General features: G+C 39.5%; 12 protein-coding genes. 5 read left to right on the forward strand and 7 right to left on the reverse strand.

The window, feature by feature from the left end; genetic code table 11:
* Positions 1–61 precede the first annotated feature (61 nt).
* Positions 62–979 (reverse strand): anthrax toxin lethal factor-related metalloendopeptidase, encoded by a 918-nt coding sequence (locus tag ACXAD1_RS21985; protein WP_474910988.1) that lies wholly within the window; start codon positions 977–979, stop codon positions 62–64.
* Positions 980–999: 20 nt separating this feature from the next.
* Positions 1,000–2,232: a CAP domain-containing protein gene (locus tag ACXAD1_RS21990; RefSeq protein WP_474910989.1), complete on the reverse strand. Its 1,233-nt coding sequence runs from the start codon at positions 2,230–2,232 to the stop codon at positions 1,000–1,002.
* Between the two features lie 145 nt (positions 2,233–2,377).
* Between ACXAD1_RS21990 and ACXAD1_RS21995 the strand changes: the two genes are divergently transcribed.
* From ACXAD1_RS21995 to ACXAD1_RS22005, 3 genes are all read left to right on the forward strand, one after another.
* Positions 2,378–3,838, forward strand: coding sequence for an MBOAT family O-acyltransferase (locus tag ACXAD1_RS21995; protein WP_206840034.1), 1,461 nt, complete (start codon positions 2,378–2,380; stop codon positions 3,836–3,838).
* Between the two features lie 10 nt (positions 3,839–3,848).
* Complete coding sequence (locus ACXAD1_RS22000) at positions 3,849–5,420, forward strand: hypothetical protein (RefSeq protein ID WP_474910990.1); 1,572 nt, start codon at positions 3,849–3,851, stop codon at positions 5,418–5,420.
* Between the two features lie 101 nt (positions 5,421–5,521).
* Positions 5,522–7,591 (forward strand): WD40 repeat domain-containing protein, encoded by a 2,070-nt coding sequence (locus ACXAD1_RS22005; RefSeq protein ID WP_474910991.1) that lies wholly within the window; start codon positions 5,522–5,524, stop codon positions 7,589–7,591.
* A gap of 49 nt (positions 7,592–7,640) precedes the next feature.
* On the opposite strand, the gene ACXAD1_RS22010 is transcribed toward ACXAD1_RS22005, so the two are convergent.
* The 3 genes from ACXAD1_RS22010 to ACXAD1_RS22020 form a co-directional block, all read right to left on the reverse strand.
* Positions 7,641–11,165, reverse strand: a complete 3,525-nt coding sequence (locus tag ACXAD1_RS22010; protein ID WP_474910992.1) for a S8 family peptidase — start codon at positions 11,163–11,165, stop codon at positions 7,641–7,643.
* 142 nt (positions 11,166–11,307) lie between these two features.
* Positions 11,308–13,233, reverse strand: coding sequence for a M14 family zinc carboxypeptidase (locus ACXAD1_RS22015; protein WP_474910993.1), 1,926 nt, complete (start codon positions 13,231–13,233; stop codon positions 11,308–11,310).
* Positions 13,234–13,359: 126 nt separating this feature from the next.
* Entirely contained in the window at positions 13,360–14,244 is an 885-nt protein-coding gene (locus ACXAD1_RS22020; protein ID WP_206840029.1) for a tetratricopeptide repeat protein, read from the reverse strand.
* A gap of 181 nt (positions 14,245–14,425) precedes the next feature.
* Here ACXAD1_RS22020 and ACXAD1_RS22025 point away from each other — a divergent pair, with 181 nt between their 5' ends.
* Positions 14,426–14,554, forward strand: a complete 129-nt coding sequence (locus ACXAD1_RS22025; protein ID WP_256815608.1) for a hypothetical protein — start codon at positions 14,426–14,428, stop codon at positions 14,552–14,554.
* 335 nt (positions 14,555–14,889) lie between these two features.
* A complete protein-coding gene (locus ACXAD1_RS22030; protein WP_009332016.1) occupies positions 14,890–15,207 on the forward strand; it encodes a hypothetical protein in 318 nt (105 codons plus the stop codon).
* A 33-nt stretch (positions 15,208–15,240) separates the two neighbouring features.
* On the opposite strand, the gene ACXAD1_RS22035 is transcribed toward ACXAD1_RS22030, so the two are convergent.
* Both ACXAD1_RS22035 and ACXAD1_RS22040 read right to left on the reverse strand, forming a co-directional pair.
* Positions 15,241–16,134 (reverse strand): helix-turn-helix domain-containing protein, encoded by an 894-nt coding sequence (locus ACXAD1_RS22035; RefSeq protein ID WP_474910994.1) that lies wholly within the window; start codon positions 16,132–16,134, stop codon positions 15,241–15,243.
* 469 nt (positions 16,135–16,603) lie between these two features.
* On the reverse strand, positions 16,604–17,809 hold the full coding sequence (locus tag ACXAD1_RS22040) for an efflux RND transporter periplasmic adaptor subunit (protein ID WP_474910995.1): 1,206 nt from the start codon (positions 17,807–17,809) through the stop codon (positions 16,604–16,606).
* Between the last annotated feature and the right edge of the window lie 11 nt (positions 17,810–17,820).

Here is a 17,820-nt window from a genome sequence, read left to right on the forward strand (position 1 = left end):
TTTTCTTTTGCTGAGGTAATATTGAAACATAAAAAGTCTTGCCCCTCCGGACAAGACTTTTTCACTGTAAGTTTTCAAAAAACACTGCAGTTAACGGGGCTTTTCGTTTAAGTGTTTTTTTCGTTTCTTCATTTAAATAAAACATAGCAAAGGTTTCTGAAAAATATTCTTCAGGATAATTCTTATAATAGGAATTTTCTCCAAATAGAAGAGCCTTCTCTTTTCCCCAGATTTCTTTGAAGCTTTGTGTAGAAGATAAATTGTTATAAATAAGGCTATCAATCGTGTGTGCTACCTCATGCAGTTCAAGGTTGCTGGAGCTGTGGCCATTGCCAGGCTCACTATATCCAATCCGGATGGCCACAATGGCAGCTCCGCCAATGCCGGGAACATCATCCCAGGTTCTATTTGTTCCCTCCCATCCCCTTGGCACTTGTCCTTTCAAATAGGCGTATTCCGGAAGATTGGTGATTGGGGATGCAGTCAATTTAATTTTTACCCCTTTTTCATTTAATTTCCCTAATAGAGAAATCGGTATTTTGCTGATTCTGCTTTTTATTTTTGAAACCTCAGAGTCTTGCTCATGGCCTTTATCAACAATAATAAGCTGATCCACAAGCCCATCCTGTTCCGAATAAGACTTATGCAGTTCTGCCAGCTTGGATTTTGAAGGTGTCTCATATAAAACTCTGTCTTTCATATTGGTAATATAATAGGATCCTCCAACCCTGAACTGCTGGCGTTCAGGAACATAGCCATACACCCTGTATTTATCTTTTGGGTATAAAATCCGCACAAACTTAAGACTGTTTCCTTCCATACGCCATAAATTTATCGGCTTTGTGACGGTTACCCGGCCTATTTGCCCCTTTACTAACTCTGCTCCATCCCAATATACCTTAGCAAAACTGTCCCTTGGGAATGCAAAAATGAGCAAAGCAGAAAATAGAAGGAACACTATAAATCTTCTATTTTGCATAATCAGGCACATCCTTCAATTTAATAAGGAGTAAAGAAATTTTGTGTATAATACGGAACTGCTGTTTCCTTTTGGAACTGAACCCCTGCCCCTAAATGAGTGTATTGGGCATTCAGGATGTTCTTTCGGTGACCAGCTGAATTCATTAGAGCTTCATGGGCAAAAATGCTGCTTGAATAGCCCATTGCAATGTTTTCTCCGGCATACAAATAATGGATCCCTTCCTTTTCCATCCGTTGAAAAGGGCTTTCGTTTCTAAGATTCATATGATCGAAAAAATCATGTTCAGCCATATCCAAGCTATGTTTCCTTGAAGAGCTTTGGGCAGCAGAATTCCAGGTAACTGGTGCAAGTCCATTATCTGCCCTTGCAGCGTTAACCAGATCAAACATTTGCATTTCAAGGCTTTGCTGAAGGTTCGAGCTTGGCACACCATAGTGGCTGTTCTTCCTGTTTTCCAGTTTTTCCGAAATCATTTGAATGCCAGTAACATTGCCTCTCTTATGAATATCATAAAAAACGGTAATGTATGAGTTTTTTTTGTAAAATGTCTGCTGCTTATCATTATTTACAGTTACATAATTTATATTGTTTTTATTGATCCACTTGCTTGGCGTTCCCAATGCTGAAGAAACCCCTGATCGTGACGAGCCTTTAAAGATGCCAAAGCTATAAAGCCTTTGGCTGCTTGAATATATGAATTCCGCTTTATTATCCACATATCCTATCATATAAAAGTTCCGGTATTGATTATGATAGGTGTGCCAGGAGATTCCATATTCACCAAGTGATACCCGCTTTTCCTTTCCCAGTTTTGCTTCAATAGAAGATTTGCTGTCGCCTATTTTAATAGAGCCGCTGATAATTTCCTGGGATTCCTTTTTACATGCAAGAGCTCTCTTTTTTGCAGGAGAAGGAGTTTCGTATCTAATTCTGGCATCCCGATTCAAATACATGCCCCCGCCAACACTGAGCATATCAGGCTTAAAGGAATATATTCTATAAGTTCCGCCTGCTTTTAAAGTCTTCTGTGTAATCTTTTTATCACCTGATAATTTATAGAGAGGTGTATCCTTCAATACTGTTAATCTGCCAATCTGTCCGACTGTCAGTTCAGCTCCATCCCACCAGACTGTTTGGGTCCCTCTTGAACCTTCGCAGCTTTCTGCTGCACTTGCTGCAGAAAAAGGAGGAATGTAGATGAAGATGGCAATCAGGATAGTGAAAGCTGCCAATACATTGCTTTTTTTCAAGATACTCCCTCCAATTCAAAATATTCTTATTCCCATTCTAGTAGATTTAAGGTGAACAGTATAGTAAAAGTTGGGGGCCTTCCACCGGCTTCTTCCATGATATAATGGGGACTGCACGAACATTTTGGAACAGGTGGAGAATACATTGATTTTTAATTCCTATGAATTTATTTTCGCTTTTTTGCCTGCTGTTTGGATTGGCTATTTTTTGCTGAATAAATGGCAGCTTTTCTTTGTAAGAAATGTCTGGCTTGTTATCAGCTCATTATTTTTTTACAGCTGGTGGAATCCCGTTTATCTCCCATTAATTTCAGCTTCCATGCTGATTAATTATTATATTGGAACATTGCTTGGAAAGGCCAGCAGCCAGCCGCGGGCAAGGTTGCTTTTGACTGTTGGCATAACTGCCAATCTTGCAGCATTGGGCTACTATAAATATTATGATTTTTTCATAGAAAATCTTAATGCCTTGTTAAGCACAGATTTTAATTTATTGCATCTCGCTTTGCCGCTTGCCATCAGCTTTTTTACATTTCAGCAGATCGCCTACCTTGTTGATGCTTACCGCAAAGAGACAAAGGAATACGATTTCTGGAAATATGCATTGTTTGTCAGCTTTTTTCCGCAATTAATTGCGGGGCCAATTGTTCACCATAATGAAATGATGCCTCAGTTCTCCAGGGAAAAAGCACAGAGAAAATTTCATTACGAAAATTTTGCCAAAGGAATCTTCATCTTTTCAATTGGGCTTTTTAAGAAAGTTGTTATTGCTGATACATTTGCTGTTTGGGCTACAGCAGGGTTTGATCAGGCAGAAATGTTAACTTTTATAGAAGCCTGGATTGTGTCACTATCCTATACATTCCAGCTTTATTTTGATTTCAGCGGCTATACAGATATGGCCATGGGAGCAGCACTTTTATTTAATGTTCGGCTTCCCGTTAACTTTAACTCACCATATAAAGCTGTTAATATTCAGGATTTCTGGAAACGGTGGCATATGACGCTGACCCGCTTTCTAACCCAATACTTGTACATTCCCCTTGGCGGAAATCGCAAGGGAATTCCCAGAACCTATGTAAATGTTTTTCTTGTTTTTTTCGTCAGCGGTTTATGGCATGGCGCCGGCTGGACATTTGTACTCTGGGGAACCTTGCATGGAGCTGCATCCATGCTGAACCGATTGTGGAAGCAGCTTGGCTTTAAAATGAACAGATTCCTTGGCTGGTTCATAACTTTTCAATTTGTCAATTTTGCCTGGGTATTTTTTAGAGCGCAATCATGGGAAGATGCGGAAAAAGTTTTAAAAGGCATGTTTGGAATGAGCGGCTTCTCATGGCCGGAGCAGCTCACATCCCTTTTTACACCGGCTTCCGTTCAGGCTGTGGAAGTACTCTCTATTAACGCTGCAACTGATACATCCCTTTTGTACATGCTTGCCTTACTGGGGGCTGCATTCGCAATTACCTTGTGGGCAAGAAACTCAATAAGATTGATGGATCAGCTAAAGCCCTCCTGGTTTTCTGCGTTTTTCATTTGTGCACTGCTGCTGATTTCCTTCTTTAGCATGACAAGAGTCAGCGAGTTCTTATATTTTAATTTTTAGGTGGTTAATCATGAACGTTTATAAAAAATGGCTTTTAAAAGTTCTGGCTGCTTTTGTGATTTTGGGTTGCCTCTTCGCCATGCCGATAACTGTGTTTAATTACATTGCAGATCCCTTATGGCTCTTCCAGCATAAAAACGAATGGAATGATGTGCAGCAGGGCTTTAATGAAAGGCAGCAGAAAGTAAATAAATTAAAGTATGGGGAAGAGAAATATGACGCCCTTTTATTGGGAAGCAGCCGTTCTACTTATATAAACCAGCATGATTTTGAAGATTTAAAGGTTTTCAATTTTGCCGTGAGCTCAATGTATGTGGAGGAGTATAAGGGATATATAGACTACGCAAAAAAAATAAACGGAAAGCCTTTTGAATATATCTTCCTTGGATTGGACTTCTTCGCTACAAATAAATACCGTGTGCTTGCAGAAGAAAAGCCGGAGTTCTATACAGAACAGGCTGACAGCTATCTTTACAGAGTCAAGTCGACTGCGTCCTTTGATACTTTGAAAAAATCTTTATCTGTTTATCAATCTTCGAAAAAGAATAACCCTGTATTCATAGATCATAGGTTTTATAATCGTGAAAATGTGGCTATGCCTTTTCCGGTGGACAGCCAATTGAGACAAGCCAGAATTGAAACGAATATCTATCAATTTTTCCAAAATAACGAACCCTATGAATATGATCCTAAAGTTATTGAGATGCTGAATCAGGTTAAAGCCGAAAACCCGAAAACCAAATTTATTGTCTATACAACACCCGTTACACTTCCCCGTTTAGTCATTGAAATGCAAAATGAGGAATATATGCAGGGCTACGAACATTGGCTTAAGGACCTGACAGAAACCTTCGGAACGGTTCATCATTTTATGGATGTAAATGAAATAACAAGGCACCTGCCAAACTTTATTGACTCCCATCATTTCACTCCGGATGCCGGGACAAAAATAGTCAATTCAATCTGGAATGAAAGAAACAGATATTCAGATTTCGGAGTAACACTAAATAAAGATAATGCCGAAGCTGAAATTACAAAGATTAAGAAGGAAATTAAAGCAGCAGAAACAGATGCCTATGACTATCTCGCTCCCATTGGTCTGGAGTCATCTTATTCTTTTCTCCCGCCAAATTTCGAGCCGTTTTCAACTGATAAATGGCTGAACCAGGTTTCGCCAATGAAATTGCTGGGAAAAGAGGGTGAATTCCAGGTAACTGAAGGACGCACCGGAGGGATGGTTTTAAAACCAAAGAATGAAAATCCCGAAAGCCGCACTGCAATACAAGCAGGATTCAGCCTGACTGACATGGATATTCCCGCTTCCGAAGAGGTTACTTTTATCGTTTCTCTGAAAGGAAAAGCATCCAATCCAGGTGATGTGCAATTATTTATCCAGGATCAGGTGAACGGCCAATGGGAAAGGAAAGCATATAATACCATCCCTGATGAAGATACATCCCGTTCATTTAAAGTATCGAAAAAAATCAGAAAAGACGCAGAAAATGTTATGATTGGAATCCATTGGAAGAGTGCTGATTCAGACGACCAATGGCTGCAAATAGATGCTGCTGATATTTACTAGAGATTAGAGCCATGCTCCAGGAAGAGGAGATGGCTCTTTTCATTATTGGATAATTATAGTAATGTAGGAAGTGATTACTATAAGAGTTTTTGGGGGAAAATATGAATCTATCTAAATTTAAAATCACTTACATTCTAGCTGCATCTCTCATTTGCACACCCGTTTTCTTTTCAAGTGCAGCCTACGCAGAAGATCAAATCGATCAGGAGGAGAGTATTGAATTGGATGACAGCCAAACACCTTCTCAAGAAGAATCAGACCCGTCTCAATTGCTGAAAGAAGAATTAAATCCGATTATAGAAAAAATTGGACCCCAGGTATTCCATGGCACTGCCCTGGCTGCGGCATATGGGAAATCACCTGATAACAAACCCTATATGTACATCATCCAGCATGGGACGCCATCAGCTTTATCTATCGTCAATTTGAACACCGGAAAAACAGAAAAGACATATACACTGGAGAATTCCACAAGTGCTTGGGGAATTGATGTCGATGCTGATCAAAACGTCTGGGTCGGAGGAACATCAAGCGGACATATTTACAAGTATGATCCCTCCTCGAAAAAGCTAACCGACTATGGTAATAAACTGAAGCACAGCCGTGATACCTCTATTCAGGACCTGCACGCATCTGGAGGAAGAATATATGGGTCTACAGCTTATAATGGAACTGTGTTTTCCTATATACCTGAATCAGGTAAAAGAAAGGATTATGGTCAAATCATCAGAGGCAAGGAATTTGCAAAAAGTGTTTACTTTGATGAAGAGCAAGAGAGCATTTTCATGGGAATCGGATCAAAGGCAGAGCTTATACGCTATAATATCCGCACGAAAATCAGGGATCGCTTCCTGCCGTGGGAATATCGGCTGGAAAAATACGTATCGGATATTCAGGTGGCTGATGAGTATTTATTTGCCAAACTGGATCCAAGCCCAAAGGTACTAGTTTTTAATAAAAATACTTTGGAATTGCTGGATGAATTTGATTCAACTTCTAAAACCGTTTCTGTAAAATCTCCCGCAGAAGAAGCTGTTTTTTATACAAACAAAGAGGAGCTATATGCTTATTATTATAAGACCCGGGAAATCGTGAAAATGGATGTTCCCCTGGAAGGCATGAACGTAATAAATTTAGACTTTGTGGAAATTGGCACACAGGATTATCCCGGATACACGCTGACAGGATTGTTAAGCAATAATGGGGATTATTTCACTTTTAACTTGGAAACCCGGAAATTTGAACTGCATCAGGCAAAACTTGCTCCTCTACCAGTAACTTTATATACAATGGCAGAGACTCCTGAAAGGGATAATATCATTATTAATGGCTATATGTCTGGCGGGCTGGGCCTCTTTGACACTGCAAGCGGCGAGACAAAAGAAGTGAAGGGCATCAGCCAGGTTGAATCTATGGCATATTTAAATGACAAGCTATATTTTGGAGCCTATCCAAAAGCCAGAATCCTTGAATACGATCTGACAAAACCGTTTGAAGGCAATAATATAATTGAAATTGCCCGTTATAAAGACATGGGCCAAGAAAGGCCAACTGCCATACTTGGGATTGATGAAACCAATCAGCTGTTCATTGGCACTTATCCTGAAACAAGTACGGGCGGAGGACTGCTGTCTGTATATAATCCCGGCACAAAAGAAACCGTAAATTATGAAAACTATGTAGAAAATCAAAGCATCATTTCCCTTGTACAGGCTCAGGATTATGTTTATGGAGGTACTTCAGTGTATGCCAATCATGAGCGTGCAAAGAGCGATGCTGTATTATTCCGTTTTCCATCTGATTCTCCTTCTGAGAAAGAGGAGATGAACTTCCCAATAAAAGCGGCCATGATTAATGCGTTAACGTATTACGGAGAAAACTATATCTTCGGAATGGCAGACGGAAAACTGTTTAAATACAATATCGAATCCGGCCAAACCAAGCAAGTAATGATAGTTCCAGCCATTTCCGGACGTTTTAAAAATGCTAATCTGCAATTCGGAAAGGATCAGCAGCTCTATGGCACAGTAGAAGGCGTATTATTTAAAGCAAATCCGAAAACAATGGAAGTAACACTGATAAAAAAAGAGGGTGCACATGATTTAGCCATTGATCAGAATGGCCATATTTACTTCAGGAATGAAGCTGATATGTGGAGGTACGAACCTTAATAAAGGATAAAAATGCCCTGCTTAAACATAAGGCAGGGCATTTTTATCTTTATTGTAAGTTAACTTTCAGACTGTATGGGTCCAGTGTAGAACCGCCGAATGTGTCACGGACTTTGATATGGTAGACTCCTTTTTTCAGGTTAAAGTACAGCACTTCCCCATCCCCTTCAGGATAGTAGTCAGCTTTAGCCAGCTCTTTGCCATCTTTATAGAGAGTCACAATACCATCAATTTCAGTTCCGGCATTGAATACAATGTTTCCTTTTGTTTGTTTATCAATATTTAATTCATACCAATCTTCATCACCGTTCGGTACACCGGCATTAAGATGTCCGGAGGCAGTTAAGAGCTTGCTGCCTGATTTCTTCATCATTAGCGGTTTAGAAGGTTTGTTATTCTTCACCACAGATCCCTTATCTTCATCATTTTGGTTAACTGGCGCAACAGTCAATTCATAAGGAAGCAGGGAGAATGGAATATTACCATCAAAATAGCCGGAGGCAATAATAATATAGTTTTTATTTTTCTCTGCTTTAAATGATCCATAAGTTGCTCCGCTGTCAATTCCCTTTTCGATATACTGGATTCGATCAAATTCCTCCGGATCAAGCTTGCGGTTTTTATTTGCATCTTCTGCAATGACCACAATTCCATAGAACGGGCTCAACAATTCCTTTGGATATTTCGCTTTCCATTTGGCATCAACACTTTTTCTCTTCATTGATGCCCCATAAATATTTGATGATTTGCTTTCAAGATAAAATACATCCTGATCAAAAGGCATTGCAAGGTTTCCTTCAATTTTTGCTGAAGGCAGATTTTTTATTTTTTCAAGGCCGTCGTTATCTTCATAAGGATCCTGAGGATCTTCAATCACCAGCCTGGCACTGAAGCTGTATGGATCGAAAGAAGTTGAACCAGTGTAGTAATCTGCACCTGCTCTAATATAGTAGCTCTCTCCAGCTTTTAAACCCGTATGCATGGATGCATCCAGCTTCATGCTTACCCAGTCAAATTGCATATTGGTTCCAATCTGATCCAAATAAGCATACGTATTACCTTCTATATCCGTTTCTTCTTTAATGCGGTAAATTTCCATTAAAGGAACCTGGCCTTTTTTATTGTCAAACTTAAATTCATAGATTCCAGTTTGAGCCGGCACAACACTAAACCAGTCTTCATCTTCTAATGTCTGGATATAGCCCTCACCCTTTCCATCCATTTCAAAAGGCTGGGCACCCTCCTTGAGAATTTCAAGGAAATCAGGTTCTGAACCGGCTTCTTCTTCAGCAGCTTCCTCTGTTGCCTCTTCCATCTCTTCAAATGCACTGCGCTGTTTTTCAAGGCTGTTTACGTTCATTTCTTTTTCAGCTTCTTCCTCGTCCATCATATAAGGGAATATATCTTCATCTGCCGGCAATGTCTTTCCATTAACCTGCAGCTTGTATGGAATCAGGGAAGGTTCAGGGTTTTGCTCTTCTTCAAGCAGATCAAAGTTCAACATGAAGTCGTACATGCCAAAGTAATATTGATCGATTTTATTTGATACTTTTATGATATATGGAATGTCCGGCATAGCTGTAAAGGAGAGTGTTTCCCCTTCACTTTTACCGCCTCTGTTCGCGTAGAAAGCTGGCTCAATTGGGTATTTTCCATAAAACATCTCTTCAAGAAGTGCTTTTTTCTCTTCCTCCGTAATCTCTTCCATATCAGGAGGAAGAATTTCATCCCCCATATATACACTAATGCTCGTATCAACGCCCGGCAATTTAGATAAGTCGATTTTTACCGCCTGCTCCTCTTTAACAGTGAATTGATAAAAATCATCATCGCCATCTTTTCCAGTTAATAGCTCCTTGCCATATGAGTAAAGCAATTCAATATTACTCATATTGTGAAGCGTATTCTCATCCTTTTCAATACTTGAAGCTTTTTCAACGGAAAGGCTGAATTTAGACTGCCCTCTGCCCGAATCATCAAAGCTGCCATTCACATCTTTGATGCCAAATGCAAGAGTTCCTGAAAACGGAACTTCGAACAGCTTCCCTTCCTCAAGCCCTTCTCTGACTTTATTTATATCCAGTTCCACTTTGCCTTCATCGGAAACCAAATATAATTTCAGCTTGTAATCAAACTGCTTGGCTCCGCTTAGAACAAATTGAACAAAATCACCTTTTTCGACATCTGCTTTATACCATTTTTCCTGGAATGGAGCTGTCATGGCTCCATTAACTGTCTGCTTCTTTTCAAGGCTTACCGCTTCCGCCTTTCCAAAAATTTCTTTTTCAGACCATTGGCCTTTTGTTAGTGCAGGCAGCTTCTTAATATCGTATTGCATTGCTGCCGGCGGATCAAGCAGACCGTTTCCATATACTGTATCAAATCCCTTATCACCAAGATCCTCCGCAGTATGCTCTAATATATATTCGATCTGAATCGGAGTCAGGTTAGGGTGCTTGGATAGGAGCAAGGATGCTGCACCAGCTACCATAGGCGAAGCCATGGACGTTCCGCTCATTTTACGGAAGCTTGATTTTTTTTCGTATTCATACATAGTGCTGTAGACATCTTCACCAGGAGCTACAATATCAACGGACGTGCCATATGTAGATAAAACCCCCAGCTTTTTGCTGCTGTTAACATTTCCAACACTGATGACGCCTTCATAGGCAGCAGGGTAGCTTAATGAATCATCTCCTGTATTGCCTGCAGCTGCCACTACTGTCACATTCTTCTCAGCAGCCTTTTTGAGTGCTTCCTCAATTAAAGGAGATTTCATCGGTCCTCCGAGACTCATATTGATTACTTTTGCACCTTTTTCAACTGCATAGAGTATCCCCTGTGCAATGACATAGTCAGAAGCCCCCCATCCCCTGTCAAAAACATCAATGGGAAGAATTTTAGCATTTGGATTAACGCCATAACCTCCAATGCCGTTATTCTTATTGGCTGCAACAATCCCAGCCACATGGGTGCCATGATAATCAGGAGTGCCAGGGCTCATAGGATTGACAGCATTATAGCTCGGCAGCAGCCTTCCCTTTAAATCAGGATGGTTAACATCCACACCCTGATCGATCACTGCAACTGTTACAGGATTTTTCCCTGCCAGTTTTTGTGCTTTTTCGAGCTGAAGGAGTTCGTTTTGATATTGTTCCTTCGCTTTTGGATCCGGCAATGACAGCGGCTTGTAATTGACGCTTGGGTAAGCGGATACAACTCCGTTCATTTTTTTGTAATTGGTTAATACTTTGTTGAACTGATTTTTATTCCGCACTTTAACAACAGCATAATTTAAATTGGAGAACTGTTTAAGCAATGTTCCCCCTGCCATTCTGTGCTGCGACTGAGTGAGCGGCTTTTTAAACTTAACCACCAAAGTATCTCCGCTTAATGCAGACTCTTTTGACTGATCCAGCTTTTTTTGCAATGACGGCTGGTCAATCTGCAGCGCCGAAATGCGGGGCACCTCTTTTCCGCCTTCTGCAGATACACCTGATGCTCCCAGCAGAGAGCCTGCAGCAATACCAATCCCTGCTGCAAGACTAATAGATTTTTTCAGCCAGCTTTCCATTCCCTTCCACCTCATAACTGTAAAATGATAGTTGCTATCATAATATTACTATTATTTTCAATTAATAGAAAGTTTTACCATATTAAATAATTCGACAAAAAAAAGAGCCGGGTTTTTATAAAACCCAACTCTAATTAATGACTTATGACTGCTCTTCAGATTCTGGTATTGTGTTAGTTTCGCCTTCTGTTTCACTTGTTTCTAGAGTGCCTGCCTCAGGTTCCTCTGTTTCTGATGGCGCTTCTAATTCAGTATTAACAGCTGGATCCTCTTCTTTTGAGCTGCCCTCCTGCTCTTGAACCTGCTCCTCTTCCGGCTGTTCCACTGCCGGGTTCAAGGCTTCGTACTCTTTCATGATTTCCTGCTTCATTTCTGCAAGCACTGCTTCAAAGCCAGGCAATTCACGATATCTGCCAGGATACAGCTTGTTTCCTGCCTCTTTAATTTCAGCAGAACGCCTTTCAAGCCTATTTAACTCTGCCAATTGACCTTCAACTATATCAAGCTTGCCGGCCTTAAGGTTAGTCTCAATTTCCTCCATAAGCATGTATCTGGAAATCTCGTAAATAACTGTCTCTTTTGTGATTTTCGCAGGCAATACATACTTTTCTGCTGCAATGTCACGAACATGAGGACCATAAAGTTTATTAATGAACAGCTCTGCTTTCTTAATCTGGTATGAAAACTTATGGTAAGCTTCCACTGTATGTTCATCCAGAGTTCCTGCATCTATCAATTTAATTAGCTCTGAGTTCATCGCTGCCAGCTGTGCACCCGTTTTTTCTGTATCAATAAAGACAGCTGCCCGGGCTTTATGATCATAGGCCTCCTGCAATACTCCCTTTAAACGGTTTTGATCGCTTTGAGGTATGCCTTTCAGCAATGTTTCAGCTGCAGCAATACTTTTAGCTACATTCTGGTAGGCCTTTGCAAAATCGGTATTCACTTTAAAATCATTAACACTTTTTATATTTCCAGAATAATAGGATCTCAGCTTTCTTGATTTCGCAACAGCATCATTCGTCTGGTTAGTCGCCTGGGTAACTTTTGATCCCGCTTTTGCCTGGTTTAAGCTATAACCAATTCCAGCAACATAAAGTCCTACCCCCTGGTTTTGCTTCCAGATGGTTTGAAACTCTGAAAGCGGCAAGCTTGTTTCACCTGCATATCTGCCTATTTCCGGTGTGAATCCAGGAAGCTTATATGTATCTGTGAACCAATCAGTAAAACCGCCGCCTGATGGTCTTGAACCAGGATACACAAGGCTATAGCCCGTCATTTTTCCTATAGCTTTGGCATATTGATGATCCCGGTCATATAAAGCACCTGTCTGATGGAATTTCCAATAAAGAATTTGGCCGCTTGAATGGTAAGCAAGAGCAGATGCAGGCTTAATCTCATTCACAAAGTTTATAATCGCCTTCACTTCAGAAGCCGACTGCGGCTGAGCTCCTTTATAATTCTTGTAATATGGCTTTCCTGGATTGCTCTTAATATTCGCCCAGTCAGCAGGATACTGGCGATTCAAATCGATTCCTTTTCCATTTGCTTTCCAGCGTTTAAAATCCTTGCTTCCTGCGTTCATGTTTATCAAACCAGCATGTGCACTCGAAGGAAATGCTTTTAATCCGAATTGCTGCAATGTCACACCATCCGGATTAACCATTGGCACAAACCACATGGTAGTTCTGTTCAGATGAGTCCTTACATTTGCCCCTGCTATGGTCCGGCCGCTCTTATAGGCTGCAGCATACTGTTCGAGCATATACATATTCAACGTTGTAGTCATCCATTCCCTGGCATGATGGGACCCATTAATAAATATGTTTGTTTGGCCTTTCCCAAGTGATACGGCATAAATATTCCTTCCATATTCACTTTTCCCGATAACTTTATATGTAATAAGATCTGGGTATTGCTTAGCAAGCTCGACAATATCAGCCTGCATTCTTTCATAAGTATAAACTTCGGCTGGATTAACAGCGGCCGCTTCCGCACGATGTTCCAAATGGGCGAAACCAGCAACAGCAAACAATAAAGTAAATATGAATATCCTTAAACTTTTCATCTCTTCCTCCTAATATTTTGTACATCTATTAATATACTATGCAGGAGGCCAAGTTGGGAGAAAATTCAGCAATTAGTTCAAAAATCTCTATGATAAATAAAATACCTGCCCCGCTCCGGGACAGGCTTATGCAAAGGTACGCCATTTTTGAATTTTACTATTAATAAAGTTTACGTACTTCTCATCTTCCTGCAGTTCAAAAATAATCAGCGATTTTTGCATGCACTCCCTTGCTTTCTGCAACTTGCCTTGGATTTCATAGTTATAGCCAATATGATAATGAAGTTCACCAAGCAGATACAGATTATCTTTTTCGATGCACCATCTAACGGCTTCCCTGCAATATTTAATTGAGTCATTATATTTTTCCATACGTGTCAGTGATCTCGCAATATTATAATAGAGTCTGCACAATAAGGTATGATCATTAATAAATGGAAGCTGATGAAGATATTCCTTTGCTTCAAAATATACTTTAAGCGATTTTTTATAATCCTTTTCTTCAAAATATACAGAACCGATACTCAGCAAAACCTCTATTTCCCGTTCAGACCAAACCTTGTCGGTATAATGAGTTAAAGCAATGGCTTTTGTAAGAATATCGATTGCTGATTTGGAATCCTTGTGGAGCATATACTTGCAAATTCCTTTATGCCATAAAAGGACCTGGAAATTTTTATTGTTTTGCTGAAATAATGGATTCTTTTCCTCGGTTTTTACGATTTGTTCCATTTCTTTATAATTAGAGTTTCTTCTGGCTAAGGTTAATTGCCTTAAGACTTCCTGGACATAATCCAATCTGGGAGTTGTGCCAATGTCAAAGAAATAGTTTACATCGACACCAAGGCGTTCGGATATTAAATATAGAGTAGATGCATAAGGATATACATCCCCCTTCTCAATTTTGCTGATCTGAGCCTGTGTGCATATACCCTTAGCAAGTTCTCCTTGTGATAAGTTCATTAGTTTTCTAAGTTCCCTGATTCTTTGGCCAATAGCGGAGAAATTCAACCTTTTCACCTCTCTCATGTAAATATGCCTAGAGTTATATTTTTATCATTTATAAACAGGAAAAAGGATATAAGACAAAGTATACTGGTAAAATTAAAAAAATATACAAAAAATGCTTATGGATAATTTATGGTTTAATATAATTAGTTCCTTAAATTTTAAAAAGCAAGGAGGAATTTTCATGAAAAAACGTTTATTGGTCATGATGGCTGTATTCACTTTTGTATTTGGAGCAGCAGGCATTACCTTTGCTGCTGGCAATAATGGCGGCGGCGGAGTAACAACGCAAGAGCTGCCGACTATTTTCTAATCTTTTTGCATATCTGTAAGGATTTCAATGGGCTTGACCCTTGTCTTATTAATCTCCAATTGGGGCACTTCATCATGAAGTGTCTATTTTTTGCAATAAAAAACCTAATTACTGCTCAAATTCAACAAGCAAACATAAATTCCCTTCTTTTGAGGATGAAGGAGGGCTATTATATTCTTTCAGGAATATTCCTATAGTTATAATTTTATATGAAAACCCTACTTTTTCATATTAAATATTACTTCCATTATCGAAATCACCTTCAGATTTCAATCAGCAAAAGGAACTATTTTTGTTATGATAAGGGCATAAAGATGCAGGGAGGGTGAAAGGGAATGGATCTTGATATGAAAATCCAGCCAAAGTTTATCGAGAACGAAAGTGCGATCATTTTTTCATTCTACTTTAGAAACGCATCAATGAAAGTTGGAGAAGCGGTTATCTATACTTGTGAAGAAGAACAAAATGAAGAATTGGCAAGAATGGTTTATAACAACCATGAAGAATTAACAGAACTTAATGCTAACGCAAAAAGAAAAATGGCTTATGTAACTGAACTAACCATACCAGAGGGATTTAAAAACCAGTCGTTCACTAAAATAAAAGAATTTCTAAAAATCATCGGCATCAACACATGCGTGTACCAGCATTGATGTCACGGGATACCTGATGTTTGAGGATGAGCATCAGGTATTTTTTATGAGATTTTCTTCCTGCCACTTCATTAACTTGCCATTAATATAATCCGAATATTTATGATCCTTCTGAAGGTCAAAAATCAGCAAAGCTTTTTTCATATAATCCTGAGCTGAATAAAAATCTTCTTGGAGTTCAAAATTATAACCAATGTGGTAGTGAAGCTCGCCTACTAAAAAAAGGTTATCTTTTTTAATGCTCCACTCAATTCCCTCCATACACAATTCTATTGATTTTGCATAAATGCCTTTTCGAGTGAAGGTCCTGGCCATATTATAGAGAAGCTTTACTTTAACAATATAATCACGGAAATCAGGGAGTGTTTCCATCTCTTTATAAACCATTTCATAAATCTGAATAGCTTCATCAAGCAGATTATTCTCAAAGCAGACAATTCCTTTGCTTAAAAGAATCTCCATTTCCTGTTCAGTCCAAACTTTTTTATTAGTTAACGACAGAGCTTCATCAAGGGTAGCAAGAGAACGTTCAAAATCAGAATGAACGTGATAAAGACTTATCCCCTTGTGCCATATGAGCAGCTGCAAATATTTGGGGTTTTGATAAAATAACGGATTCCTTTCTTCCATCTCCACTATCCCTTCCATTTCCCTATACCTGAAATTGCGTCTTGCAATTTTCAGCTGTCTGGCCACTTCTTCTACATAATCCAATCTGGGTGTTAAGCCAATATTGAAGAAATAATTCACGTCAATGCCCAGTTTTTGAGATATTAAAAAAAGAGTTGATGCACATGGAATCACTTCTCCATTCTCCAGTTTACTGATCTGCGCCTGCGTGCAGATATCTTCTGCCAGCTCCTTTTGAGTGATTCTTTGTATTCGGCGCAATTCTTTTATCTTAGCTCCTATTACAGAAAAATCCAATGTTTCCACTCTCCAAAAAATATTCCAATTATTATATTTTTATTATAAAAGCTTATGTAGACTATTAAAAGCTATATTATTAAGTAAAAATCAGACCTTAGCGGAAATCCATTCTTTTCTGGAATATGTTTTAATAGGCTTATGAGTATTTAATACTTTCGGAAGTTCGTTACTTTACGAACATCATCCAATTCTCCAATTTATTGCCGTCCGGGGTGAACCGGACGGCCTTTTTTTGGTTTAGCGAGCGCCTTAGGGGGCTTTATTTGCAGTAGAACGCAGCTTATTTGCAAAATTTCCGTCCTATTTGCAATTTCTTTAACTTTATTTGCAGGAATTCTAATTTATTTGCAGGATTTCTAATTTTATTTGCATAGTTCATATTTTCGATGCATTACCTGATCAGTCCATACATGTGCAAAACCAAATGAAAAGCCCGAGCATCGGCCCAGGCTTCTCACAATACTATTTATCGGGCGACAAACCCTTTTAAAATGTACTTCCATTTGGTCTTGTTTTTCAGGCTGCTGATTTCCTTTTTACTTAAATATTTCGTTTTGAAGGAAGTTGCTGCAGCTGTTCCGTCAAAGTCCTTATGGATGCCTTTGTCCTTCACGATCCATTCACCTTTTTCCAGGCCATCTTTAATTTCTGTTTTCCCATTCACTTGCAGGCCGCTCTTTATTTGTCTTCTCTCAAGCTTCCCTGCAGTTGAAATCACCCATACATATGAAGCATCTTTCTCTTTTTTAATCACCTTGGAGGGAACTGTGACAGCCCCTTCAATCTCATCTGTGACAACCTCAATATGGACTGGCGTGCCTTTTAAAATCTCTGTTGCGTCCTCATTTAACTGAACCGAAAAGGGATAAGCACTTTCCTTATCAAGGGAAGCTCCGCTCTTTGGAAGAGATGCCAGATTAATAATGCTTCCTTCTCCTTTAAATCCTTTTGCTGAAACCAGAACCTTCAGGCCTATGGAAGTTTGCATTCTCTCATCTAATGTTAGTTCCCCGTTTATCAGGGATGAATCTGAAGTGATGGTAATGACCGGATTATCAAGGGAACGGTCAATCTCACTGATAGTACCAGAGAAATTGCTCTGCACGGTTACACTGCCTGGCTGATCTTCCAGGAAATCCATCTGATTTTCAGTCATTTCCAGCTCCCGTTCCAGCAGGCTGACTTGAAGCTCCTTCTCTTGGATGTCCCTATCTAAGCTGGAAGTGACCGTTGTTTCACTGCCTTTCTCTTCTTCATTAAAAATTAGTGTTCTTTTATATGTTTCTAAATCATCAATATGATCTTCCAAATCATCTATTTGATTTTCCAGTTTTTCCGCTTCCGAATTCAGCCTTTCTTTCTCAGCATCAAGGTCTTCCGGCTGATATTCAAACAAACCAGCTCCAGGAGTAATGCTGTCTCCCTCTTTAACCAAAAACTGATTAAAAACCCCCTGCCGCTCATCATAATAGACCTGATATTCCTCCGCCGGTGCGACTACACCCTTTTTGGCAAAAGAATCTATTAGATCTTCTTTCGAGACGGACTGCCATTTATTTATGTATGCTGCCTTTTCCACTTTGCTGCCTGGCTTTAATGCCAGATAAAGATTTGCGGCTATAAAGATCCCTATACATGCAACCAGGATTCTAAGTACCCAAGCTCTTTTCACAATAACACCGC

It is taken from the genome of Cytobacillus sp. ABV4_503, from assembly GCF_056158445.1.